Here is a 23,800-nt window from a genome sequence, read left to right as displayed (position 1 = left end):
CCCGGCCACGGTCCGGGCCGTGGCGGGGCGGCGGCGCGGACGGCGGGGCGGGGCGGGCGAAGGGGCCTCACCGGCGCCCGGCCGCTCCGCCCCGGCTCACACGCCCGCGTACGAGTGCATGCTGCTGACGAAGATGTTCACGCCGTAGTAGTTCCAGAGGAAGCACGCGAAGGCCACCAGCGCGATGTAGGCGGCCCTGCGGCCCTTCCAGCCCGCCGTGGCCCGGGCGTGCAGGTACGCCGCGTAGGCGACCCAGGTGATGAACGACCACACCTCCTTGGCGTCCCAGCCCCAGTAGCGGCCCCAGGCGTCCCCGGCCCAGATGGCGCCCGCGATGATCGTGAACGTCCACAGCGGGAAGATCGCCGCGTTGACGCGGTACGCGAACTTGTCCAGGCTCGCGGCGGCCGGGAGCCGCTCCAGCACCGAGCGGGCGAAGGCGCTGGGCCTGCCGCCGCCCGCGAGCTTGTTCTCGTAGGAGTCCCGGAAGAGGTACAGCAGCGTGGCGACGGCGCCCAGGTAGAAGACCGCGCCGCAGAAGATGGCGGTGGAGACGTGGATCCACAGCCAGTACGAGTGCAGGGCGGGGACGAGCTGGTCGCTGTCGGTGTACAGCCAGGTGACCGCGATGCCCAGGTCCAGCAGGACCGTGGTGACCAGCGGCAGGCCCATCCACCGGACGTTCTTCCTGGCGACGAGGAAGCCCAGGTACGCGCCGACCGCCACGGTGGAGAAGGTGGTGGAGAACTCGTACATGTTGCCCCACGGGGCGCGCTGGACCGACAGCGCGCGGGCGACCACGCCGGCGGCCTCGACGAGGAAGGCCAGCGTGGTCAGCGAGATGGCGATCCGCCCGTACAGGTCGCCCTGTTCGTCGCCCGCCGCCGCGCCCGGGCCGTCCGGCACGTCGCGCGCGCCGGCCGCGGACCGGGTGATCACCTTGGGCCGGTCCAGGACGGTGGTGCCGGCGCCCCGCTGCTCGACCCGGACGCCGACGGAGGGCGAGGAGGCGGTCCCGCGGCCACCGGTCAGCGCGGCGGCCGTACGGCCGACCTTGCTGCGGCTGCCCAGCACCCACTCGGCGATGTGCGCGAGGAACGCCAGCGTGTAGACGGCCATCGCGGAGTAGATGAGCACATTGCTGCTCTGCGCCAGGCTCTCGTTGGATGCGGCGGCGAGATTCACTTCTCAGCCCCTTCGGCAGGAACTTCTTCAGGATCAGGCGCGGTCGGCGCCTGCGCGTGCAGGGTGACGGCCAGGTCGGCCAGCTCCTCGGGGAGCTTCGCCGACTCGCTGCGGCCCAGCCCCGCCATCTCCACCACGGTGACACCGTCCGCACCGCGCACGGCGCGAACCCACACCCGGCGGCGCTGGATGAACAGCGAGCCGACCAGGCCGGCGATGGCGATGACGGCCCCCGAGAGCGCGAGACCGTTGCCCGGCTGGTGGGAGATCTGGAAGCTGGCCCACTCCTTGATCTCCCTCTCGAAGGTGATCGAGCCCGCGCCGTCCGGCAGCGTCATGCTCTCGCCCGGCAGCAGCGTCTTCTTCAGCACGTTGCCCTGGGCGTCCTTGAACGGCGTCATCTTCCGGGTGTCCAGCTGGTACACGTTCTGCGGCACACCGGAGTCGACGCCGAGGCTGCCGTGGTAGGCGCCCACGTTCAGCACCGGGTGCACCAGGCCCGGGAACTGCGAGAACATCTGGCCGTTGCCCTTGCCCGCGTAGGTGGGGACGAAGAAGGCGGGGAAACCCAGCTGGTCCTTCTTGCCGTTCCTGTCGCGGTAGCCGTCCATCACCTTGATGACGCCGGTGGAGGTGACGTTGTTGTCGATCGGCAGCAGCGGCACGGGGCCCCGCTGGACGATGTCGCCCCTGCCGTCGCGGATGGTGACCACCGGGGCGTACCCGTGCGAGATCAGGTACACCTTGGAGCCGTCCACCTCCAGCGGCTCGTTGACCCGGATGACGCCCTTCTCCTCCCGGCCGCCGGCCGTGGAGTACTCGACGTGGGCCTCGAAGGTGCGGGGGGTGCCGCGCTGCGGGCCGCTGGTCTCGTAGGTACCGGTGAACTGGTCCAGGGTGAAGCTGAACGGCGCCAGGTCCTCCGTACGGAACAGGGAGCCGGACTTGAAGTCGTCGTACTGGGTGAGGGTGTTGGAGAAGCCGTCGCCCTCGACGACCAGCTTGCCGCCCTCGGACTTGAAGAGCTGGCCGGTGGCGAACGCCACCAGCATCACGATCAGCGCGACGTGGAAGAGCAGGTTGCCGACCTCGCGCAGGTAGCCCTTCTCGGCGGCGACGGCGTCACCGGCGGTGTGGGCGCGGAAGCGGCGCTTGCGCAGCATCGCGAGCGCCGCGTCACGGACCTGCTCCGGCGCGGCCTCGGTACGCCAGGTGGTGTAGGCGGGGAGGCGGGTGAGCCGCTTGGGCGCGGCGGGCGGCCGGCCGCGCAGCTGGCCGACGAACTGCCAGGTGCGCGGGACGATGCAGCCGATGAGCGAGACGAACAGCAGGATGTAGATCGCGGAGAACCACACCGAGCTGTAGACGTCGAACAGCTGGAGCCGGTCGTAGATCGGCGCCAGCGTCTCATGGGCCTCCTTGAAGGTGCGTACCTTCACCTCGTCCGCGCTGTTCTGCGGGATGAGCGAGCCGGGGATCGCGCCCAGGGAGAGCAGGAAGAGCAGGAGCAGGGCGATCCGCATGGAGGTCAGCTGGCGCCAGAACCAGCGGATCCAGCCGATCACCCCGAGGGTGGGGCCGGAGACCGGCCCCTCGCGGGAGCCGTCCCGGGCGTCCTCCCGGGGCTCCTCCTGGGGAGCGGTGGAGAGCTGGGCACCGGCCGCGCCGAGCTCCTGGCGCTCGGCGCGCTCGGCCGACTCGGCGGCGCGCGTGGTCTCGGTCTTGCTCATGTGACTCAGATCCCCACCTGGAAGCCGTTGGCCCAGCCCTGCATCTGCTGCACCAGGGCGTCCCACGCACCGGTGAGCAGCAGCACCCCGGTCACGATCATCATGCCGCCGCCGATCCGCATCACCCAGGCATAGTGCCGCTTGACCCAGCCGAACGCGCCCAGCGCCTTGCGGAAGGCGACCGCGGCGAGGATGAAGGGCAGGCCGAGCCCGAGGCAGTACGCCAGGGTCAGCAGCGCCCCGCGGCCCGCGCTGGCCTGGCTGAGGGCGAGGGCCTGGACCGAGGCGAGTGTCGGGCCGATGCACGGTGTCCACCCGATGCCGAAGAGGGCGCCGAGCAGCGGAGCCCCGACCAGGCCGGCGGTCGGGCGCCGGTGGAAGCGGAACTCGCGCTGGGTGAGCCAGGGCATGAGGCCCATGAAGAAGACGCCCATGAGCACCATCAGCACGCCCAGCACCGTGGTCAGCACCTCACGGTGCTGCTGGAGGGTCTGGCCGGAGTAGCCGAACAGCGCCCCGCCCGAGACGAACACGGCCGAGAAACCGAGCACGAACAGACCGGCGCCGGCCACCATGCGGCCGCGCCTGGCCTCGGCGAGGTCGGTACCGGTCACCCCGGTCACGTACGAGAGGTAGCCCGGGACCAGGGGCAGGACGCAGGGCGAGAAGAACGACACCAGTCCGCCGAGTACGGCGATCGGCAGCGCCAGCAGGAGCGCCCCGCTGAATACCGTCTCGTTCATCTACTTGTCGGCCTTGTCGGCGGTCCGCCCGGCGGGCTTCGCGTCGGCCCGGCCGGTGGGCGTCTCGGCGGCGAGGGGGGCGATCAGCGAACGGAGCCTCTCCTCGTTCAGCGCCGTCAGCGCCCGTGCGGCGATCTTTCCGTCGCGGTCGAGCACGATGGTGGAGGGAATGCCCTGGGGATTCAGGGTGCCCTTGGGGAAGCCATTGAGGATCAGCTTAGAGATCGGGTCGTACAGACTCGAATACTCAATGCCGAAATCCTTCTCGAAGTTCACCGCGGTCTGCTTGTTGGAGTCGCGGACGTTGATGCCCACGAACTCCACGCCCTTCGCCTTGTACTCCTTGGAGACCTTGGCGAAATGCTTGGCCTCGGCGCGGCACGGCGTGCACCAGGAGCCCCAGATGTTCATGACGACGACCTTGCCCCTGAGGTCGGCGACATCGAGCCGGCCGCCCGCGAGGGTCTCGCCCGCCAGCTTGCCGGGGGCCCGGCGCTCGCCCTTGGCCACCGTGGCGACACCGCCGGTGTCGGTGACGAAGTTGGTGTCTCCACCACCACCGGCGGTGCCGCTGGAGCCGCCGCCGCACGCCGTCAGCGTGAGCGCGGCCACAACGGCGCCGGGAACGAGCACGATGCTTCGAGGGGCACGGCTAAGGCTCATGTGAAAAGTTTCGCATGGGCGTTCCGGGGATCTTGCCCGCCCCCCTCGCTGCCTGTACGGCCCCTTGTCAGGAGGGCTTGAGGAAGCTGTTCCAGCCACCGGCCGGGGATTGGCCGACCTCCAGCGTCCGGAGCTTGTCGAGGATCCGGGGATCCTGCACGTCCAGCCAGTCGACGAACTGCCGGAAGGAGACCAGCCGCACGTCCTTCTTGCCCGCCATCCCCTTGAGTGCCTCCTCGACGGCGTCCATGTAGATACCGCCGTTCCACTTCTCGAAGTGGTTGCCGATGAAGAAGGGCGCGCGATTGGACTCGTAGGCCCGCTTGAACCCGGCGAGATATGCCTCGGTGGCCTGCTTCTTCCAGCCCGGATACCGGGACGGCATGCCCTTGGTCGAATTCTTCGACTGATTGGCCAGGATGTTGTAGTCCATCGAGAGCACCTCGAAGGAGTGGCCGGGGAAGGGCATGGCCTGGAGCGGCAGGTCCCAGACGCCCTTCCGCTTGACGGGCCACTTCTGGCGTCCGCCGGGCGAGCTGGAGTCGTAGCGCCAGCCGAGCTTCCCGGCGGTGGGCAGCAGATTGTCCTGGCCGAGCAGGCAGGGGGTGCGGCTGCCGACGAGTTCCTTGCGGTAGTCGAAGGGCAGCGGGTCGAGATCGGTCCAGCCGGTGTTGGTCTTCCACTCGGTGACGAACTTCACGGCCTGGTCGATCTCGCTGCGCCACTGGTCCGGGGTCCACTTCCCGACCGAGCCCGAGCCGACGCAGAAGTGCCCGTTGAAGTGGGTGCCGATCTCGTGTCCGTCGAGCCAGGCCCGGCGGACGTACTTCAGGGTCTGCTTGATGTGGTCGTCGGTGAGGTAGTCGATGTCGGAGGCACCGACCCGGTTGTTGGGCGGCCGGTAGAGGGTCTTCTTCGACTCCGGCAGCAGATAGAGCCCGGAGAGGAAGAAGGTCATGGCCGCCCCGTGGTCCTTGGCCAGGTCCAGGAAGCGGGGGAACAGGCCGTTGCCGACCTCGCCCGCCCCGTCCCAGGAGAAGACCACGAACTGCGGCGGGGTCTGGCCCGGCTCCAGGGGGACGGGCCTGTCGGGCTGGTGGGGCTGCTTTCCGGTGTCGGACGTGGAGCCGTCGCCTATCAGGCGCCCCTCCGGCCTGCCGGGCGTCGCGCCGCCCTTGCCCGGCTGCGGGCCGGCCTGGCCGGATCCGCTCCCACCACTGGGGCCGCAGCCGGCGACACCGATCGCGGCCGCGGCCCCAACACCCGCTCCGAGCAAGCTCCTTCGGCTGATCCCGCGCATATCGTCCCCATCCGCGCTCGCTGAATGCCGGACATTCGGTCAATTCCGGCAATCAGTGAGAGGTGCGGGCCGCGGTGAGGGTTCCAGCGATTACCACATAATCCCTGGAGTGACGATATGACTACGCGCCGAATGCCTTTCCGCCATTCCCGTTCCCGCCGCCCCGCCCCGGGGCCCTTCCCCGCACGGGCCTGGCGCCGGCCAGGAGGTGGGGCGGTACGAGGTCACGGGCCGGCTCGCTGTAACCGACCGAGACGATGCGGTCACCGTGGTAGGTGAACGTGGTCAGCGACGCGAGCGTGCACTGCCGCCGGCGGGGGTCGTGCCACAGGCGGCGCCGCTCCACGAAGCTGCGCACGATCCAGATCGGGAGCTGGTGGCTCACGCAGACCGCCTCGTGCCCGCGCGCCGCGTCCCGGGCCGCGTTCAGCGCGGCCATCATCCGTACCACCTGGTCGATGTACGGCTCGCCCCACGAGGGCCGGAACGGATTGGTCAGGTGCTTCCAGTTGGACGGCCTGCGCAGCGCGCCGTCGCCCACGCCGAAGGTCTTGCCCTCGAAGACGTTGCCCGCCTCGATCAGCCGCTCGTCGGTGGCCAGATCCAGGCTGTGCGCCTTGGCGATCGGCTGGGCGGTCTCCTGGGCGCGCTCCAGCGGCGAGGCCACGACATGGGTGACATCGCGCCCGGAGAGGTGCTCCGCGACCCGGTCGGCCATCTGCCGACCGAGCTCGGAGAGGTGGAAGCCGGCCCGGCGCCCGTAGAGCACACCGTCCGGGTTGTGCACCTCGCCGTGCCGCATCAGGTGGACGACGGTGGTCTCGGTGCCGTCGTTGCCGGTGGCGCTCATACGGCGGCCTCCGTGGCCTCCGCCGCGGCCCGGGCGGCGGCCGGCAGGGCGGCGGCGATCCGCTCGACGGCCCGCTCGTCGTGGGCGGTGGAGACGAACCACGACTCGAAGGCGGACGGCGGCAGGTAGACGCCCTGCGCCAGCATGGAGTGGAAGAACGCGGTGAAGCGGAAGGCCTCCTGCTTCTTCGCGTCGTCGTAGTTCACCACCTCGGCGTCGGTGAAGAAGACGGAGAACATGTTGCTCGCCGTCTGGAGGCGGTGCGCCACCCCCTGCCGTGTCAGCGCCTCACCCACCAGCCCCCGGATCTCCGCCGAGACCGCGTCGACCCTGGCGTACGCGGCGTCGTCCAGCAGCCGAAGCTGCGCCAGGCCGGCGGCGGTGGCGATGGGATTGCCCGACAGCGTGCCCGCCTGGTAGACCGGGCCGGCCGGCGCGAGGTGCGCCATGACGTCGGCGCGGCCCCCGAAGGCGGCGGCCGGGAAGCCACCGCCCATGACCTTGCCGAAGGTCATCAGGTCGGGCGTCACGCCGTCGACGCCGTACCAGCCGGCCTTCGACGTGCGGAAGCCGGTCATCACCTCGTCGGAGATGTACAGCGCGCCGTTGCCCGAGCACAGCTCCTTCAGCCCGGCGTTGAACCCGTCCCGGGGCGGCACCACGCCCATGTTGCCCGGCGACGCCTCGGTGATCACACAGGCGATCTCACCGGGGTGCGAGGCGAACGCCTCACGCACGGCGTCCAGGTCGTTGTACGGCAGCACGATGGTGTCCCCGGCCTGCGCGCCGGTGACACCCGGCGTGTCCGGCAGGCCGAAGGTCGCCACCCCGGACCCGGCGGCGGCCAGCAGCGCGTCCACATGGCCGTGGTAACAACCGGCGAACTTCACCACCTTGGCGCGGCCGGTGAAGCCACGGGCGAGCCGGATCGCGGACATCGTCGCCTCGGTGCCGGACGACACCAGCCGCACCTGCTCGACCGGCGCGACCCGGGCGACGATCTCCTCGGCGAGCGCCACCTCGCCCTCACCCGGCGTACCGAAGGAGGTGCCGCGGGCGACCGCTTCCTGCACGGCGGCGATCACCTCGGGGTGGGAGTGACCGAGAATCATCGGCCCCCACGAGCAGACGAGGTCGACATACTCGCGCCCGTCCGCGTCCGTGAGGTACGGACCGGTACCGGACACCATGAACCGGGGCGTACCGCCCACAGCCCGGAAGGCACGGACGGGAGAGTTCACGCCACCGGGCGTCACGAGGGACGCGCGGTCGAAAAGCGTCTGTGAGACTGGGGCTTCGTATGAATACGGCACTTTGGTCCTGACCTGCGGAAACGAGTTGACGGGCGGCAATGCGCGACGACGGCTGCCGGACGGCGGCAGAGCGAACGACCGAGTGATCGGCACGGTGATCGGCGGAGTGGGTTTTACGGCAGGGCGCAACCCTCCCGCGTCTGCGAAACTGGGGCGTCATAGGGAAAGCTCACGGAATCCATGGTGTCAGAGGCCCGGACGTTCTTGCGGACAGGTGTTTCACCGCACGCGCTCGGGGGAGGTCACTGACACGATGATCGGGTTGCGCGGCCGGGGCTGTGTTACCCAGCCGTGTTACCTAAGAAGCAGTCGGGTGGAGATATGCATCGCGGTGGCGGACTGGGCGAGGGGACCGACGACCTGGGTCCCGAGCCCGCCCGGCGGGGGAAGCACCGACGCCAGCGGAACGAGCCCGTGGGACGCGCACCCATGGGGAGCGGGAGTGGCCGAGTGGGGGTGACCTACAAGTACTTCGGCGCGCCCAACGGAGCCACCGCCGCGCGCGTACCGATCTCCATGCGCCCCGAGGAGCTGGGCGGTGACGAGCTCGGCATGGGAGGCATGTTCACCAAGATCAAGCCGGAGACCATAGCCGCGATGGTGCTGACCGGTATCCAGGGCATGCCCCTGCACAAGGTGCCCCCGCTGGAGCTGGTGGTCCTGCACCCCGACTACGCGGTGGTCAAGCTGCCCACGACCGTGGTCGACCCGCTGCGCGGTGTCGGCGAGGAGTCCGTGGGCGCGGCGGCCTTCATCTGGTCCACGGTCCCCGACCGCGGCGGGCCCCGGGACGCGTTCAACGTCTACCAGCTGCTCCACGAGTGGCAGGACTTCTCCGTCCGGCTGCACGAGGCGGGGCACCAGCCGTACTGCCTGGTGTGGCCCTGACCGGGAGGGGCGCCTCCGGTACCGGCCCGCTCGCCGCGCGGGGACCCCGGTGAGCGCGCCCGAGCGTGCGGACGGGGCCGGCCCCACGGCTGAACACGCGTGACGGCGGGCGGGACCGGCCGCCGGCGGAGGCGAACGGGACCGGCCGCCGGGCTGTCGGGCTGTCGGGCTGTCGGGCTGTCGGGCCTACAGTGCCGGGCATGGAGAGCGCCGCGTCACCCGTACGCATCGAGCCCTGGTCCGACGCCGACTTCGGCCTGCTCCGGGCCGCCAACGCCCCGGAGATGATGGAGCACCTCGGCGGGCCGGAGACGGCCGGGCAACTCCTGGAGCGCCATCAGCGGTATGTGAGGCTCAGCGCGGACACCACGGGGGCGGGGCGGATGTTCCGGATCGTGCTGCTGTCCGAGGAGGCGCCCGTCGGCACGATCGGTTTCTGGGAGCAGACCTGGGACGGGGAGCCGGTCTACGAGACGGGCTGGACCGTACTGTCCGGTTTCCAGGGGCGCGGCGTGGCGACCGCGGCGACGCGGCTGGTCGTCGAGCGGCTGCGCGCGGTGGGCGGGCGCCGCCACCTGCACGCCTTCCCGGCCGTGGCCAATGGCCCCTCGAACGCGGTGTGCCGCAAGGCGGGCTTCGAACTGCGCGGGCCGCGCGATGTCGAGTACCCGGCGGGCCGGCTGATGCGGAGCAACGACTGGCGCCTGGACCTGCTCGCGCCCTGACGGGCGGCGCGACCCGGGCCGCCGGAGGGGGACCGGAGAGGCGGAACCCGGTGGGGCGGGACGCCGGAGAGGCGGAACCCGGTGGGGTGGCGCGCGGACGGAATGCCCTGGCTGGGGCGGTGCGCGGGGTGGCATTCTGACGGCGTGAACGGACCGGAGATCCACATCAGCTTCGCGCCCGCCCTGGGGCTCTTCGTCGCGGCGCCGCGCCGTGCCGGCCGGACCACCGTGCTCACCGACGGCGCCGCCACGCTCGGGCACGTCGTGGAGTCGCTCGGCGTCCCGCTGACCGAGGCGGGCCGGCTGCTGGTCGACGGGCGGCCGGTCACCGCCTCGCACGTCCCGGCCGCCGGTGAGCAGGTCGACGTACTGGCGGTCGAGCGCCCGCAGCCGGTGCCCGGTGCGCCGCTGCGGTTCCTGCTGGACGTCCATCTGGGCACGCTGGCGCGCCGGTTGCGGCTGCTCGGCGTCGACGCGGCGTACGAGAGCGAGGACATCGGGGACGCGGCGCTGGCCGCCCTCTCGGCCGGGGAGCGGCGCGTGCTGCTCTCCCGCGACCGGGGCCTGCTGCGGCGCCGCGAACTGTGGGCGGGCGCCTACGTCTACAGCGACCGGCCGGACGACCAGCTGCGCGACGTCCTGGAGCGCTTCTCGCCGCCACTCGCCCCGTGGACCCGCTGCACCGCCTGCAACGGCCCACTGGCCGAGGCCGACAAGGACACGGTGGACGCGCGGCTGGAGCAGGGCACGCGGCGTACGTACGACGTCTTCGCCCAGTGCACGGAGTGTCAGCGGGTGTACTGGCGCGGTGCGCACCACGCCCGCCTCCAGGCGATCGTCGAGGACGCGCTGCGCGACTTCGGCGGCGGCGTGGCCGCCTGACGGGCGGCGGGGCGGGGCGAGCGGCGCGGGCATCCACGGGCGGCGGTCACGGCTCGGCCGGCGGGGTGCTACGCGCGGCGGGGCGGCCGGCGCTCCGGCACGGCACGCGGAGCCGCCGGCCGGTCCCCCTCAGGGGCGCTCGGCCGTCAGGTACCGCTGAATCGTCGGTGCCAGCCAGGCCACGACCTCCTCGCGGGACATGTCGGCGGCGGGCGGGAGCCGCAGTACGTAGCGGGCCAGCGCCATGCCCAGGATCTGTGAGGCGGCGAGCGCGGCCCGGCGCGGGGCGTCCAGCGGGTCGGGGCAGACCCCGGCGGCCACGGGCCCGAGCTGGCCCTTGAACACCTCGCGCATGCGCTCGGCCCCCGCGGCGTTGGTGACGCCGACCCGGAGCACCGCCGTCAGCACCTCGCTCTCCTCCCAGCGGTCGAGGAAGTGCTCGACGAGGACGGCTCCGATGTGCTTGGCGGGCAGCGCGCCCAGAGGGGCCAGACGGAGGTCGATGTCGGTGGCCGCGGCGAAGAGCCCGGCCTTGTTGCCGTAGTAGCGCATCACCATCGACGGATCGATGCCCGCGTCCCGGGCTATGGCCCGGATCGTGGCGCGGTCGTAGCCGTCGGCGGCGAACCGTTCGCGCGCCGCCTCCAGGATGGCCGAGCGGGTCGCGTCCGAACGGCGGCCCGGGCCGGGGGTGCCGGTGGCTGCGGTGCTCGCGGGGGCGTCCGGCGCTGCGGTGGCTTGGGCTTCCGTCACGCCAACAACTGTAGGCCAACAACCGTTGACAGGCCAGGGCGGACGGAGCTAGGTTTGCCAACAAGCGTTGACCAACAGTCGTTGACCAACAGGTGTCGGTACCGAGGGAGGCCGCCATGGAGGGCATGCCCGGCAGGACCAGGGGCGTGGACACCGGCACGGACGCGGACGCCGATGTGGTCGTCGTGGGCGCGGGCCCCACCGGACTGCTCGCCGCCGGGGACCTCGCCGCCGCGGGTCTGAGGGTCGTGGTGCTGGAGCGCCGACCGCGCGGCGCCGGCAACCTCACGCGCGCCTTCGGCGTCCACGCCCGCACGCTGGAGCTGCTGGACGCCCGCGCGCTGGCGGACGAGCTGGTGGGCAAAGGCACGCCCGTCACCCGGCTGCGGCTCTACCGCCGGCTGTCGCTCGACCTGTCCCGGCTGCGCTCCCGCTTCCCCTTCCTCCTGGTCACCCCGCAGTACGAGGTGGAGCGGCTGCTGGAGCGGCGTGCCGTGTCGGCCGGTGCGGACTTCCGGTACGGCACGGAGCTGCTCGGTCTGCGGCAGGACGCCGGCACGGTCACCGCCGAGGTCTCCGGGCCGGAGGGATCCCGCTCCGCGCTGCGGGCCCGCTGGCTGGTGGGGGCCGACGGGGTGCGCAGCACCGTCCGGGAGAGTCTCGGCCTCCCCTTCCCCGGCGGCTCGGTCATCCGCTCGATGGTCCTCGCCGACGTCCGGCTCGGCGACGACGCTCCGCGCTCACTGATGGCCAACGGCACGGGGGACGCCTTCGCCCTCGTCGTCCCCTTCGGGGACGGCTGGTACCGGGTGATGGGATGGAGCCGCCATCACCAGGTCCCCGACAGCGAGCCGGTGGCCCTCGACGAGGTCCGCCGCTTCACCCGGCGCGCTCTCGGCAGCGACTTCGGCATGCGCGACCCGCGCTGGATCTCCCGCTTCCACAGCGACGAGCGCCAGGTCCCCGCCTACCGCACCGGCCGGGTCTTCCTCGCCGGGGACGCCGCGCATGTCCACTCCCCGGCCGGCGGCCAGGGAATGAACACCGGCCTCCAGGACGCCGCCAACCTCTCCTGGAAGCTCGCCGCCGTGCTGCGCGGGGAGGCACCCGACCCCGAGGCCCTGCTGGACAGTTACCACTCCGAGCGGCACCCCGTGGGCAGGACGGTGCTGCGCAGCAGCGGGGCGATCGTCCGGCTCGCCATGGCCCGCACCCCCGCGCTCCTGGCGGTCCGGGAGCTCGGCGGCCTCTTCCTGAACGCCGTGCGCCCGGCGGCCGCCAGGGCGCTGGGCCAGGTCAGCGGCATCGGCATCGCCTACCGAGCCGAGCGCGGCGCCCACCGGCTGGCAGGCAGGCGCGCCCCTGACCTGGCGCTCGTCGAAGGCCGCCTGTACGAGCTGCTGCGCCAGGGGCGGTTCGTGCTCGTCACCCCCCGGGGTGCCGCCGCGGCCGCCGAGGACGCCCCGGCCGTGCCCGGCCGGCCGATACGCGCGAGCTGGGCCGACCTCGCCCGCCGCGACACCCTGCTGGTCCGTCCCGACGGCCACATCGCCTGGGCCAGGGACTGAACCCCGCCCTGAGGAGCGTCCAGCACGTGTCGCAAGTAGGCCCGCGGATCGGCGAGGTACCTGCGCCAGTGGTCCACCAGGGCCAGTTCGCCCCAGGCCGCCCGGCGCATGCCGTGCTCGCCCACCTCGACGATGTCCGCGCCGGGCAGCGCGGTCAGCAGCGGCGAATGGGTGGCACAGATGACCTGGCCGCCGCTCCTGACCAACTGGTCGATGTGCCCCAGCAGCTCCGGACAGGAGCCGAACGACAGCGCCGCCTCCGGCTCGTCCAGCACATACAACCCGGGCCGGAGGAACTTCCCCCGGAACGCCGCGAGAAAGCCCTCACCATGACTGACGGAGTCCGGCGCGAGCCCTTCCCGGCCCAGCGCGTCCAGTGCCGTCTCGGCACGCAGGAAGAACCCCTTGCGGGCGGCCCGGTCGCCCAGCATGCGCCGGCCCCGGGGCCCCGCTTCGAAGCGGATCCGCTCGCCCAGCACCGACTTGCCGCGCCGGGTGGCATACCTCCAGTCGTGCGAACCTCCCCAGGAGTCCAGGCCGAACCCCTCCGCCAGCGCCTCGACCAGCGTCGACTTGCCCGAGCCGTTCTCACCGACCAGAAAGGTCACCGGCGCGGTGAAGCGCAGCCCCTCGGACAGCAGCCGGTGCACGCAGGGCACGGACCAGGGCCACTCGCGTTCGTCGTACGAGGAGACATGGGCGTACGCACGTTCGACGATCATGCCCAGAGTCTCACCGGCCCGCGCACCGGCGGCAAACAGCCGGCCGCCGAACCGGGGCCGGGCGCCGGCTGGGAGGCGCGCCCACCGGGAGCGGGCGGGGCCGCGGGCGAGCCGCTCGCCGGACACCGCTCAGAAGATGCCGAGCAACAGCCGTTCCTCCTGCCCGCTGGTCCACCCCGGCGCGCCTCATCGCGTCCGCGTTCCCGCCCCCGTGCCACGCTGGTCCCATGCTCATCGCCCGGTCCGCCGCCCTCTTCGTCCTGGCCGCCCTTCTGGAGATCGGCGGTGCCTGGCTCGTCTGGCAGGGCGTGCGCGGCGGAGGGCAGGCCCAGGGACGCGGCTGGCTCTGGATCGGCGCGGGGGTGATCGCCCTGGGCGCGTACGGCTTCGTCGCCACGTTCCAGCCGGCCGGTGACTTCGGCCGCGTCCTGGCCGCGTACGGCGGGGTCTTCGTGGCGGGCTCGATCGTCTGGGGAATGGTCGCCGACGGATACCGCCCCGACCGCTGGGACGTGACGGGGGCGCTGATCTGCCTGGCCGGCATGGCCGTGATCATGTATGCCCCGCGCGGCAGTTGAGCCGGTCGCACACCTATCCTGGCCGCGTACCACCGGTGCGATCACCGCACCCCTACGGACCAGCGCACCACCGCACCGCTTCGACCACGCGCGAGGAGCACCGCCATGACTGCCGCCACCGACCCCGCCGGGCCCGCCGGCGCCGCCACGCCCGCCACCCCGGTCGCCGTCGTCACCGGAGCGAGCAGCGGTATCGGCGCCGCCACGGCGCGGCAGCTGGCCATGGCCGGACACCACGTCGTCCTCACCGCCCGCCGCAAGGACCGTATCGAGGCGCTGGCCGCCGAGCTCACGGCCGCGGGCCACCGGGCCACGGCGTACGCCCTGGATGTCACCGACCGTCCGGCCGTCGACGCCTTCGCGGCCTCGCTCGACCGCTGCGACGTCCTGGTCAACAACGCGGGCGGTGCCCTCGGCGCCGACCCCGTCGCCACCGGCGACCCCGCCGACTGGCGCCGGATGTTCGAGGTCAATGTCATCGGCACCCTCAACGCCACCCAGGCCCTGTTGCCGGCGCTGACCGCGAGCGGCGCCGGGACCGTGGTCGTCCTCACCTCCACGGCCGGCCACGCCACCTATGAGGGCGGCGCGGGTTACGTCGCCGCCAAGAACGGCGCCCGCGTCCTCGCCGAGACCCTCCGCCTGGAGATCGTCGGCACTCCGGTCCGGGTCATCGAGGTCGCCCCCGGCATGGTGAAGACGGAGGAGTTCGCCGCCACCCGCTTCCGGGGCGACACCGAGAAGGCGGCCAAGGTCTACGAGGGCGTGGCCGAACCGCTCACCGCCGACGACGTCGCCGACACGATCACCTGGGCGGTCGGCCGCCCCGCCCACGTCAACATCGACCTCCTGGTGGTTCGCCCCCGCGCACAGGCCTCCAACACCAAGGTCCACCGGGAGCGGTGAGGCGCCCGCCCCGGGAGCGGGCCGGCCGGCCCGGTCCCGCCCGTGCGGGTCCCACCCGCGCCGGTCGGCCCCGCGCGGGGCGAACCCGCCCCCCCGGGCCCGCACCATCCGAGCCCGCACCACCCGGGCCCGCCCAGCCCGGTCCGGTACCGCGCCGTCCCGCACAGCGAGGGCGGGGGTCCCGGCGCCAACCCGCCGGTCCCCCAGAGCGCGTCAGCCCTTCACACAGACGACCTGCTTGAGCTTCGCCACCACCTCGACCAGGTCCCGCTGCTGGTCGATCACCCGCTCGATCGGCTTGTACGCGCCAGGGATCTCGTCCACGACCCCCGCGTCCTTGCGGCACTCGACGCCCCGGGTCTGCTCCTCCAGGTCGCGCGTCGAGAAGCGGCGCTTCGCGGCGTTCCGGCTCATCTTCCGGCCCGCCCCGTGCGAGGCCGAGTTGAAGGACGCCTCGTTCCCGAGGCCCTTCACGATGTACGAGCCGGTGCCCATCGAGCCGGGGATGATCCCGAAGTCACCGGAGCCGGCGCGGATCGCGCCCTTCCGTGTGACCAGCAGGTCCATACCGTCGTACCGCTCCTCCGCCACGTAGTTGTGGTGGCAGGAGATGACCGGCTCGAAGGTGACCTTGGCCTTCTTGAACTCCTTGCGGACCACGTCCTGATAGAGCGCCATCATGATCGCGCGGTTGTACTTGGCGTACTCCTGCGCCCAGAACAGGTCGTTGCGGTACGCCGCCATCTGTGGGGTGTCCGCGATGAAGACGGCCAGGTCGCGGTCGATCAGCCCCTGGTTGTGCGGAAGCTTCCGGGCCTCACCGATGTGGTACTCGGCGAGCTCCTTGCCGATGTTCCGCGAGCCGGAGTGCAGCATCAGCCAGACCGCCCCCGCCTCGTCCAGGCAGAACTCGATGAAGTGGTTTCCGCCGCCGAGCGAACCCATTTGCTTCACGGCCCGCTCGCGACGGAATCGCACCGATTCCGCCACCCCGTCGAACCGGGCCCAGAAACCGTCCCAGCCGGAGGTCGGAAAGCCGTGCAGCCGGCCCGGGTCGACCATGTCGTCGTGCATGGCGCGGCCCACGGGAATGGCCTGCTCGATCTTCGATCGCAGCCGCGACAGATCGCCGGGCAGGTCATTGGCGGTCAGCGAGGTCCGCACCGCCGACATACCGCAGCCGATGTCCACGCCGACCGCCGCCGGGCAGACCGCGCCGTGCATCGCGATCACCGAGCCGACCGTCGCGCCCTTGCCGTAATGCACGTCCGGCATCACGGCCAAGCCCTTGATCCACGGCAGTGTGGCGACGTTCTGCAGCTGCTGCATCGCCCCGCCCTCCACCGTCGAGGGGTCGGTCCACATCCGGATCGGGACCTTCGCTCCGGGCACCTCTACGTACGACATACTTCCTCAATTCCCCCGAAAAGCCTGAGAACGCAAAACCGCCACCGAAGTCCGCGTAAGCGACAGCGGACCGGCACCGACGGCAGCGCGTGCGATAGACATTGTGTCCACCCGCCGGCGCCACGCGGCAACCCGTTTACGGGCCGGCCGGCGGGGACGGCAGGTATGGCAGCAGAGCGAAAGGAGCCCCGGACCGTGCAGCGAAGGGCGTACGCACCCGGCCGGACCGCGCTCGTCGCGGCGCTCACCGCCGGCCTCGCCGCCGTCACCGGTTGCAGCGCCGGCTCGGGCCCCGACGGCGGGACCACCGACTCCAAGCCGGGCAGCCCCACCGAGGCCGCCGCGCCCCCCGGCAAGTACCGCACGCTCCTCGAACCCTGCGGCTCGGTCCGGCGCGCCGTGCTCAGGGACCTGCTGCCCGGCATCGACCTCCTGCCGGAGGAGCAGCGCGAGCAGGTGTACCAGGGCACCGCCGCCGTCACCTACGACACCGACCGCCGGGCCGGGTGCAGCTGGAAGGCCGACGCCCCGGACGCCTCCCACCAGCTCAGCCTGGACTTCGAGCGGGTCGTCTCCTACGATCCCGCCGTCAGCGACGACGACCGTGCCCAGCAGGTGTACGTGGACAAGGAGGCCGCGGCCGGTCTCCCCCCCTCGGGCACCGCCGTCGCCCCGCCCGCCGCTCCGGCCACCCCCGGCACCGCTTCCCGTACCGCTTCCGGCGCCCCCGGCACCGCCACCCGGGCCACCACCGGCCCCACCGGCCCCGCGGCCCGTCCCGGTGCCGAGCCCACCCCCGGCGCCACGGCGGCCACCGCACCGGCCGCCGGGGCCACCGGCCCGTCCAGCACCTCGCCCGGAGCCTCGCCCGCCACCCCCCAGGGCCTGGAGCCCCGCGTGCTGTCCGGCCTGGGGGACGCGGCGTTCCTCGACGACGTGCTGACCCGCGCCGGTTCCACCGCCCAGCGCCGCACCGTGAGCGTGGTGTTCCGCACATCGAACGTGATCGTCACCATCCGGTACGGCGAGCAGGCCGCCCGTGTCACCGAGGTGCCCGACAGCACGGAACTGCAGGAAAAGGCCCAGGGCCTGGCCCGCACACTGGCCGAGCGCCTCGACGAGTAGCGCGCCGGTGGCAGACCGCGGCGAGACCGACGCCACCCGGCCGGCGCCCCGCGCGGCCCCCGGTCACCGACCGAGTCGGGCTACCGTGGCCGGGCCGGACGTACGACGCCCCCCGGGGCGACGCCCGACCGAACGACAAGCGACCGACTGAAGGAACCATGCACCGATCAGCCCCGCGACTCACCCGCATACTCGCCTGCGCAGCCGTCCCGGTGATGCTCGTCGTCGCCGGCTGTTCGTCGGACTCCGGCAGCGACAGCGCCCCGAAGCAGGACTCGCCCTCCGCCGCCTCCTCGCCCTCCGCGGCCCCGCAGCCGACGAAGACCGTCGAGCCGGCCAAGTACACCAAGCTGCCCGACGCCTGCAAGGCCATCACGGCCGAGACGGTCGAGGAGCTGGTGCCCGAGGTGAAGACCAAGGCGGGGACGCCCGGCAAGTCCAGCGACATCGCCAGCCGCGGCAGTTGCTCCTGGAACGGCCTGGAGGACAACGGCGTCAAGGGCTCGCAGTACCGCTGGCTCGACATCGCCGTCCTGCGGTACGACTCCGACACGTCACTGGGCAGCGGCGAGCAGCGCGCCCGGGACAACTACGCCAAGGAGGTCGCCAAGGTGAAGGCGACCGAGGGCGCCACCCGTGTCCTCACCTCCGGCGCGCCCGGGGTCGGCGACGAGGCGACGGCCATCAGCTACGGCCTGAAGAAGACCGGTGAGGACTTCAAGTACGCGGCGATCGTGACCCGTACGGAGAACGCGGTCATCACCGTCTCCTACAACGGCGCCGGTTACGCCGGTGCCGAGGCGCCCACTCCGTCCGACCTGATGAAGGACGCGGTGACGGCCACCAAGGAAGCGGTCGGCGCGGTCGCGAAGGCCAACAAGTAGGCACCGCCGACAGGCGCGTTACGGAGCCCGGACCTCCCCCGAGGTCCGGGCTCCTCGTACGCGTGTGCCAGGCTGGGCCCGCCAGAGGTCCACAACGGGAGGGGAACGCGGGTGGCCGCGATGCAGCTGACACGTATGCACCGGGTACTCATCGGTGTCGTCGTCGCCGGAGCGGTGGTCATCGCCGGAATCGGTTTCGCGGGGTCGTACGCGGCTGTCCGGGAACTCGCCGTGCAGAAGGGCTTCGGCGACTTCTCGTACTTCTTCCCCATCGGCATCGACGCGGGCATCTGTGTGCTGCTGGCGCTGGACCTGCTGCTGACCTGGATCCGGATACCCTTCCCGCTGCTGCGCCAGACGGCGTGGCTGCTGACGGCGGCGACGATCGCCTTCAACGGCGCCGCCGCCTGGCCCGATCCGCTCGGCGTCGGCATGCACGCCGTGATCCCGGTCCTGTTCGTGGTCGCGGTCGAGGCGGCACGGCACGCGGTCGGCCGGATCGCGGACATCACGGCCGACAAGCACATGGAGGGGGTACGCCTCACCCGCTGGCTGCTGTCCCCCATCCCCACCTTCCGGCTCTGGCGCCGGATGAAACTGTGGGAGCTGCGCTCCTACGAGCAGGTCATCAAGCTGGAACAGGAGCGGATGATCTACCAGGCGCGCCTGCAGGCCCGGTTCGGCCGGAACTGGCGCCGCAAGGCACCGGTCGAGGCGCTGATGCCGCTGCGCCTGGCGCGGTACGGGGTGCCGCTCTCCGAGACGGCGCCGGCGGGCCTGGCGGCTGCGGGCGTCGACCCGGTGCTGCTGCCTCCGAGCCCGGCCGGGGCCGACGGCACGGCGCACGACGTGGCGCACGCCCGGCCGGCCGCCGAGCTGCCCCAGGCGCCCACGCCCGAGCCGCCCACGGCCCAGCCGCAGCCCCGGCCCGCGCCCGCCCAGCCCCAGCAGGCCCAGCAGCCCCAGCAGCCCCACGAGTCACAGCAGCCCCAGGGGACCCAGTGGTCACAGCCCGGCGCGCCGACCCAGGCCCAGGCCCAGACCGAGGACGAGGCCGAGGCTCAGGGCCAGGAACACGAGCGGGCGGGTGACCGGTCCCAGGAGCAGCCGCCCCCGGTGCCCGGCAACCACCACAGCCCGTGGTTCGCCGCCCCTCAGCTCCCCAAGGACGCGTACGAGGGGGCCTACGACCCCACGTACGTGGAGGGCCTGGAGCCGACCCCGGTCAGGGTGCCGACCGGTCCGGAGGAATTCGCCGGCCCGGGGGCCGATCCGGCGGCGGACGAGTTCGCCCGGCTCGCCTACCCGGCCTTCCGGGAGTACTGCGACCGCAACGACGCCTGGCCGGACCTCGACGAGCTCGACCTGTACCTGGCCGAGGCGCACGGCATCCGGCACCCGCGCAGCCTCGCGCTGCTGCGCCGGCTGATGCCCGAGTTCCAGGGCCGCTACCAGGCCGACCGGCAGGCCGAGCACATCGCGTGAACCGGGACGGCGCCGCTCACGGTGCCGTTCCCGCCCGTGCCGCCCGCTGCCCGGCCCTGGCCCGCTCCCCGTACGCGCCGAGGGCCAGGCCCGCCACCGCGAGCGCCGCGTACCCGGCGGTCGGGATCTCCCATCATCTGCCGATCAGGCCCCACGGACCGTCCCCGAACACCCTGCCGGCGACCCCCAGGGCGCCCTGGACGCCGACGATCCAGCCGATGACTGCCACGATCTCCCTCATGCCTCCACGGTCCCCCGGCCGACGCCCCGGCACGTCCTGCCCGGGGCCGAACCCGGCGTCATCCGAAGGATGCAGAAAAGAGCGGAGGGCCCTCACCGACCGGTGAGGGCCCTCCGGACGCGGTCAGGCGCCGAGCAGCTTGCGCACCCGGTCCGCGCCCACCGCCAGCAGCAGCGTGGGCAGCCGCGGCCCGGTGTCCCGGCTCACCAGCAGCCGGTACAGCAGCGCGAAGAACGTGCGCTGGGCGGCCTTCAGCTCGGGCGTCGGCTTGGCCTCCGGTTCCAGTCCCGCCATCACCTTCGGCACGCCGTAGACCAGCGTGGTGAGCCCGTCCAGCGACCAGTGGCTGTCCAGGCCCTCCAGCAGCAGCCGCAGCGACTCGCGTCCCTGCTCGTCCAGCGAGCCGAGCAGCTCGGCGTCGGGCTCGGAACGGACGATGGTGCGCTGCTCGGCCGGGACCTGGGTGGAGATCCAGTTCTCCGCCCGGTCCAGCCGCGGCCGCACCTCGTCCAGCGAGGTCAGCGGGTTGGCGGGGTCGAGCTCGCTGAGGATGCGCAGGGTCTGCTCGTCGTGCCCCGCGGTGATGTCGGCCACCGAGGCGAGCGTCCGGTACGGCAGCGGGCGCGGCGTGCGCGGCAGCTCACCGGCCGCGGTGCGCACCGCGCGGGAGTGGGCGGCGGCGTCGGCGGGCAGGGCGCTGCCGTCGGCGACCTTGGTCTCCAACTTGTCCCACTCGTCGTACAGCCGCTGGATCTCCTGGTCGAAAGCGATCTTGAAGGCCTGGTTGGGCTTGCGGCGGGCGTACAGCCAGCGCAGCAGCGGCGCCTCCATGATCTTCAGGGCGTCGGCCGGGGTCGGCACACCGCCCTTGGAGGAGGACATCTTCGCCATGCCGGAGATGCCGACGAAGGCGTACATCGGGCCGATCGGCTGGACGCCGTCGAAGACCTCGCGGACGATCTGGCCGCCCACCACGAAGGACGACCCGGGCGACGAGTGGTCCACCCCGCTCGGCTCGAAGATCACACCCTCGTACGCCCAGCGCATCGGCCAGTCGACCTTCCAGACCAGCTTGCCGCGGTTGAACTCGCTGAGCGCGACCGTCTCGGAGAAGCCGCAGGCACAGCTGTACGCCATCCGCGTCGACTCGTCGTCGTAGGAGGTGACCGTGGTCAGGTCCTTGCCGCACTGCCCGCAGTAGGGCTTGTACGGGAAGTACCCACCGGCGCCGCCGGAGCCGTCGTCCTCGCTCGCCGCGCCGGATCCCTCGGCGGCCTCCAGCTCGGCCTCGTCGACCGGCTTCTGCTGCTGCTTCCTGGGCTTTCCGGTGGCCTTGTCCTTGGTGCGGTACCGGTCGAGGATCGCGTCGATCGTGCCGCGGTGCCTCATCGCGTGCAGGATCTGCTCGCGGTACACCCCGGAGGTGTACTGCTCGGTCTGGCTGATGCCGTCGAACTCGACGCCCAGCTCGCCCAGCGACTCGACCATCGCGGCCTTGAAGTGCTCCGCCCAGTTCGGGTGTTCCGAGCCGGCCGGCGCCGGGACCGAGGTGAGCGGCTTGCCGATGTGCTCGGCCCAGGAGTCGTCCACCCCCGGGACCCCGGCCGGGACCTTGCGGTACCGGTCGTAGTCGTCCCAGGAGATCACGTGCCGTACCTCGTGACCACGGCGCCGGATCTCGTCCGCCACCAGGTGCGGGGTCATGACCTCGCGCAGGTTGCCGAGGTGGATGGGGCCGGACGGCGACAGGCCGGAGGCGACCACGACCGGTTTCCCAGGCGCACGTCGCTCCGACTCGGCGATGACCTCGTCCGCGAAACGGGAGACCCAGTCGGTCTCGGTGCTGCTCTGAGCCACGATCGGCACGTCCTTGGTTCCTTGGGGTTCTCGAAGGCTGGCGTACGCCATTCTCCCAGACGGAACAACGTCCCCCGAGGTTGTCCACAGGCCGGGAAAGCCACGACAAAGAGCTTGCGGACCCATGGGACACTTGACAACCGGAACAACCATCCACCACCTCGACAGGAACGGAAGCTCATGGCCTCGGTCCCTTCCCTCGCTTCGACCGTGCAGCAGCGCCTCGCGGACGCCCTCTCGGCAGCCCTGCCGGAGGCCGGCTCCGCCGACCCGCTGCTGCGACGGAGCGACCGGGCCGACTTCCAGGCCAACGGCATCCTGGCCCTGGCCAAGAAGCTCAAGGGCAATCCGCGCGAGCTGGCCACCAAGGTCGTCGCGTCGATCCCGGCCAATGACGTCCTGGAGGACATCGAGGTCTCCGGCCCCGGCTTCCTCAACATCACCGTCTCCGACGAGGCGATCATCGGCACCCTCGCCGCCCGCGCCGCCGACGACCGCCTGGGCGTTCCGTACGCGGAGCGGCCCGGCACGACGGTGATCGACTACGCCCAGCCGAACGTGGCCAAGGAGATGCACGTCGGCCACCTGCGGTCGGCCGTCATCGGCGACGCGATGGTGCAGATCCTGGAGTTCGCGGGCGAGAAGGTGATCCGCCGGCACCACATCGGCGACTGGGGCACCCAGTTCGGCATGCTCATCCAGTTCCTCATCGAGCACCCGCACGAGCTGGACCACAAGGGCGAGGACGTCTCCGGCGAGGAGGCGATGTCCAACCTGAACCGCCTCTACAAGGCGTCACGCGCCCTGTTCGACTCCGACGAGGAGTTCAAGGCCCGCTCGCGGGACCGGGTGGTGGCCCTCCAGTCCGGCGACGCGGAGACCCGCGCCCTGTGGCAGCGGTTCGTGGACGAGTCGAAGATCTACTTCTACTCCGTCTTCAACAAGCTGGACATGCGGATCGACGACCCGGACGTGGTCGGCGAGTCCGGTTACAACGACATGCTCGACGAGACGTGCCGCCTGCTGGAGGAGTCCGGCGTCGCGGTCCGCTCCGAGGGCGCCCTGTGCGTGTTCTTCGACGACGTCAAGGGCCCGGACGGCAATCCGGTGCCGCTGATCGTGAAGAAGTCCAACGGCGGTTACGGCTACGCGGCCACCGACCTGTCCGCCATCCGCGACCGCGTCCGGAACCTGGGCGCCGACACCCTGGTGTACGTGGTGGACGCCCGCCAGTCGCTGCACTTCAAGATGGTCTTCGAGACCGCTCGCCGGGCCGGCTGGCTGAACGACCGGGTGCACGCCGTCCAGCTCGCCTTCGGCACGGTGCTGGGCAAGGACGGCAAGCCGTTCAAGACCCGTGAGGGCGAGACGGTCCGGCTGGTCGACCTGCTGGACGAGGCGATCGAGCGGGCGGCCGCCGTGGTCCGCGAGAAGTCCGTGGACCTCACCGAGGACGAGATCGCCGAGCGCGCCGCCCAGGTGGGCATCGGCGCGATCAAGTACGCCGACCTGTCCACGTCGGCGTCCCGGGACTACAAGTTCGACCTGGACCAGATGGTGTCGCTGAACGGCGACACGTCCGTCTACCTCCAGTACGCGTACGCCCGTATCAAGTCGATCATCCGCAAGCGGGGCACCGCCCAGCCGGCCCCGCACCCGGAGCTCGCCCTGGCCCCGGCCGAGCGCGCGCTGGGCCTGCACCTGGACCAGTTCGCCGAGACCCTCGCCGAGGTCGCGTCGACGTACGAGCCGCACAAGCTGGCCGCGTACCTGTACCAGCTCGCGTCGCACTACACGACGTTCTACGCGGAGTGCCCGGTCCTCAAGGCGGACACCCCGGAGCAGGTGGAGAACCGGCTGTTCCTGTGCGAGCTGACGGCCCGTACGCTCCACCAGGGCATGGCCCTGCTCGGCATCCGCACGCCCGAGCGCCTCTGATCCGGGCCGAGCGCCGCTGATCCGGTCCCGGTCGCCGCGCCCCTCGGCGCGGCGACC

The 23,800-nt window shown here is 72.0% G+C and carries 20 protein-coding genes and 1 pseudogene; 10 read left to right on the top strand and 11 right to left on the bottom strand.

Annotated features, from left to right (window positions below):
• Positions 1–96: 96 nt before the first annotated feature.
• From ccsB to hemL, 7 genes are all read right to left on the bottom strand, one after another.
• A complete protein-coding gene (ccsB, locus tag AB0H53_RS21945; RefSeq protein WP_362115803.1) occupies positions 97–1,185 on the bottom strand; it encodes a c-type cytochrome biogenesis protein CcsB in 1,089 nt (362 codons plus the stop codon).
• Complete coding sequence (locus AB0H53_RS21940; RefSeq protein ID WP_362115800.1) at positions 1,182–2,915, bottom strand: cytochrome c biogenesis protein ResB; 1,734 nt, start codon at positions 2,913–2,915, stop codon at positions 1,182–1,184. Before AB0H53_RS21940 ends, ccsB begins: the two co-directional genes overlap by 4 nt.
• Positions 2,916–2,920: 5 nt before the next feature.
• On the bottom strand, positions 2,921–3,658 hold the full coding sequence (locus tag AB0H53_RS21935; RefSeq protein WP_362115797.1) for a cytochrome c biogenesis protein CcdA: 738 nt from the start codon (positions 3,656–3,658) through the stop codon (positions 2,921–2,923).
• Positions 3,659–4,321 (bottom strand): TlpA disulfide reductase family protein, encoded by a 663-nt coding sequence (locus tag AB0H53_RS21930; RefSeq protein WP_362115794.1) that lies wholly within the window; start codon positions 4,319–4,321, stop codon positions 3,659–3,661.
• Between the two features lie 67 nt (positions 4,322–4,388).
• Positions 4,389–5,621: a hypothetical protein gene (locus AB0H53_RS21925; RefSeq protein ID WP_362115792.1), complete on the bottom strand. Its 1,233-nt coding sequence runs from the start codon at positions 5,619–5,621 to the stop codon at positions 4,389–4,391.
• A 121-nt stretch (positions 5,622–5,742) separates the two neighbouring features.
• A complete protein-coding gene (locus tag AB0H53_RS21920) occupies positions 5,743–6,471 on the bottom strand; it encodes a histidine phosphatase family protein (RefSeq protein ID WP_362115790.1) in 729 nt (242 codons plus the stop codon).
• Complete coding sequence (gene hemL, locus AB0H53_RS21915; RefSeq protein WP_362115787.1) at positions 6,468–7,784, bottom strand: glutamate-1-semialdehyde 2,1-aminomutase; 1,317 nt, start codon at positions 7,782–7,784, stop codon at positions 6,468–6,470. The genes AB0H53_RS21920 and hemL overlap by 4 nt, the downstream gene beginning before the upstream one ends.
• Positions 7,785–8,105: 321 nt before the next feature.
• Here hemL and AB0H53_RS21910 point away from each other — a divergent pair, with 321 nt between their 5' ends.
• The 3 genes from AB0H53_RS21910 (at position 8,106) to AB0H53_RS21900 (ending at position 10,279) form a co-directional block, all read left to right on the top strand.
• Positions 8,106–8,672, top strand: a complete 567-nt coding sequence (locus AB0H53_RS21910; RefSeq protein WP_362115785.1) for a hypothetical protein — start codon at positions 8,106–8,108, stop codon at positions 8,670–8,672.
• 200 nt (positions 8,673–8,872) lie between these two features.
• Positions 8,873–9,397, top strand: coding sequence for a GNAT family N-acetyltransferase (locus AB0H53_RS21905; protein WP_362115782.1), 525 nt, complete (start codon positions 8,873–8,875; stop codon positions 9,395–9,397).
• Positions 9,398–9,541: 144 nt separating this feature from the next.
• The gene (locus AB0H53_RS21900; RefSeq protein WP_362115779.1) at positions 9,542–10,279 is read left to right on the top strand and encodes a Mut7-C RNAse domain-containing protein; all 738 of its coding nucleotides are present in this window, start codon (positions 9,542–9,544) and stop codon (positions 10,277–10,279) included.
• Positions 10,280–10,408: 129 nt separating this feature from the next.
• Here AB0H53_RS21900 and AB0H53_RS21895 read toward each other — a convergent pair whose 3' ends face one another.
• Positions 10,409–10,930, bottom strand: a complete 522-nt coding sequence (locus AB0H53_RS21895; protein WP_362115910.1) for a TetR family transcriptional regulator — start codon at positions 10,928–10,930, stop codon at positions 10,409–10,411.
• Between the two features lie 218 nt (positions 10,931–11,148).
• Between AB0H53_RS21895 and AB0H53_RS21890 the strand changes: the two genes are divergently transcribed.
• Entirely contained in the window at positions 11,149–12,600 is a 1,452-nt protein-coding gene (locus tag AB0H53_RS21890; protein ID WP_362115776.1) for an FAD-dependent oxidoreductase, read from the top strand.
• 17 nt (positions 12,601–12,617) lie between these two features.
• Here AB0H53_RS21890 and AB0H53_RS21885 read toward each other — a convergent pair.
• Positions 12,618–13,322 (bottom strand): annotated as a pseudogene (locus tag AB0H53_RS21885) (AAA family ATPase); the annotation flags it as partial.
• Between the two features lie 227 nt (positions 13,323–13,549).
• On the opposite strand from AB0H53_RS21885, the gene AB0H53_RS21880 reads away from it, so the two are divergent.
• Both AB0H53_RS21880 and AB0H53_RS21875 read left to right on the top strand, forming a co-directional pair.
• Complete coding sequence (locus AB0H53_RS21880) at positions 13,550–13,900, top strand: YnfA family protein (RefSeq protein ID WP_362115773.1); 351 nt, start codon at positions 13,550–13,552, stop codon at positions 13,898–13,900.
• Positions 13,901–14,005: 105 nt separating this feature from the next.
• Complete coding sequence (locus AB0H53_RS21875) at positions 14,006–14,806, top strand: SDR family NAD(P)-dependent oxidoreductase (RefSeq protein ID WP_362115770.1); 801 nt, start codon at positions 14,006–14,008, stop codon at positions 14,804–14,806.
• A gap of 213 nt (positions 14,807–15,019) precedes the next feature.
• Here the strand turns inward: AB0H53_RS21875 and AB0H53_RS21870 are convergent, their stop codons facing one another.
• Complete coding sequence (locus AB0H53_RS21870; RefSeq protein ID WP_362115767.1) at positions 15,020–16,213, bottom strand: RtcB family protein; 1,194 nt, start codon at positions 16,211–16,213, stop codon at positions 15,020–15,022.
• Positions 16,214–16,408: 195 nt separating this feature from the next.
• Here AB0H53_RS21870 and AB0H53_RS21865 point away from each other — a divergent pair, with 195 nt between their 5' ends.
• The 3 genes from AB0H53_RS21865 (at position 16,409) to AB0H53_RS21855 (ending at position 19,707) form a co-directional block, all read left to right on the top strand.
• Positions 16,409–17,338 (top strand): DUF3558 domain-containing protein, encoded by a 930-nt coding sequence (locus AB0H53_RS21865; protein WP_362115765.1) that lies wholly within the window; start codon positions 16,409–16,411, stop codon positions 17,336–17,338.
• A gap of 158 nt (positions 17,339–17,496) precedes the next feature.
• Positions 17,497–18,222: a DUF3558 family protein gene (locus AB0H53_RS21860; protein WP_362115762.1), complete on the top strand. Its 726-nt coding sequence runs from the start codon at positions 17,497–17,499 to the stop codon at positions 18,220–18,222.
• 111 nt (positions 18,223–18,333) lie between these two features.
• Positions 18,334–19,707: a DUF2637 domain-containing protein gene (locus AB0H53_RS21855; protein ID WP_362115759.1), complete on the top strand. Its 1,374-nt coding sequence runs from the start codon at positions 18,334–18,336 to the stop codon at positions 19,705–19,707.
• A gap of 364 nt (positions 19,708–20,071) precedes the next feature.
• Here the strand turns inward: AB0H53_RS21855 and lysS are convergent, their stop codons facing one another.
• The gene (gene lysS, locus AB0H53_RS21850) at positions 20,072–21,814 is read right to left on the bottom strand and encodes a lysine--tRNA ligase (RefSeq protein WP_362115756.1); all 1,743 of its coding nucleotides are present in this window, start codon (positions 21,812–21,814) and stop codon (positions 20,072–20,074) included.
• A 171-nt stretch (positions 21,815–21,985) separates the two neighbouring features.
• Here lysS and argS point away from each other — a divergent pair, with 171 nt between their 5' ends.
• Complete coding sequence (gene argS, locus AB0H53_RS21845; protein ID WP_362115753.1) at positions 21,986–23,743, top strand: arginine--tRNA ligase; 1,758 nt, start codon at positions 21,986–21,988, stop codon at positions 23,741–23,743.
• The last annotated feature ends 57 nt before the right edge of the window (positions 23,744–23,800 follow it).

Origin of the sequence: Streptomyces sp. NPDC050856, from assembly GCF_040653855.1 — a bacterium.
Classification (GTDB): Bacteria; Actinomycetota; Actinomycetes; order Streptomycetales; family Streptomycetaceae; genus Streptomyces.
The sequence above is the reverse complement of the archived record's forward strand: the minus strand, read 5'-3'. Positions and strand labels throughout refer to the sequence as shown.

Coding starts and splice junctions, on each gene's coding strand:
- AB0H53_RS21940 (WP_362115800.1), bottom strand. CDS start 2,915: ATGAGCAAGACCGAGACCACGCGCGCCGCCGAGTCGGCCGAGCGCGCC.
- AB0H53_RS21930 (WP_362115794.1), bottom strand. CDS start 4,321: ATGAGCCTTAGCCGTGCCCCTCGAAGCATCGTGCTCGTTCCCGGCGCC.
- argS (WP_362115753.1), top strand. CDS start 21,986: ATGGCCTCGGTCCCTTCCCTCGCTTCGACCGTGCAGCAGCGCCTCGCG.
- AB0H53_RS21925 (WP_362115792.1), bottom strand. CDS start 5,621: ATGCGCGGGATCAGCCGAAGGAGCTTGCTCGGAGCGGGTGTTGGGGCC.
- AB0H53_RS21920 (WP_362115790.1), bottom strand. CDS start 6,471: ATGAGCGCCACCGGCAACGACGGCACCGAGACCACCGTCGTCCACCTG.
- AB0H53_RS21935 (WP_362115797.1), bottom strand. CDS start 3,658: ATGAACGAGACGGTATTCAGCGGGGCGCTCCTGCTGGCGCTGCCGATC.
- AB0H53_RS21860 (WP_362115762.1), top strand. CDS start 17,497: ATGCACCGATCAGCCCCGCGACTCACCCGCATACTCGCCTGCGCAGCC.
- AB0H53_RS21905 (WP_362115782.1), top strand. CDS start 8,873: ATGGAGAGCGCCGCGTCACCCGTACGCATCGAGCCCTGGTCCGACGCC.
- AB0H53_RS21875 (WP_362115770.1), top strand. CDS start 14,006: ATGACTGCCGCCACCGACCCCGCCGGGCCCGCCGGCGCCGCCACGCCC.
- AB0H53_RS21910 (WP_362115785.1), top strand. CDS start 8,106: ATGCATCGCGGTGGCGGACTGGGCGAGGGGACCGACGACCTGGGTCCC.
- AB0H53_RS21880 (WP_362115773.1), top strand. CDS start 13,550: ATGCTCATCGCCCGGTCCGCCGCCCTCTTCGTCCTGGCCGCCCTTCTG.
- AB0H53_RS21870 (WP_362115767.1), bottom strand. CDS start 16,213: ATGTCGTACGTAGAGGTGCCCGGAGCGAAGGTCCCGATCCGGATGTGG.
- AB0H53_RS21890 (WP_362115776.1), top strand. CDS start 11,149: ATGGAGGGCATGCCCGGCAGGACCAGGGGCGTGGACACCGGCACGGAC.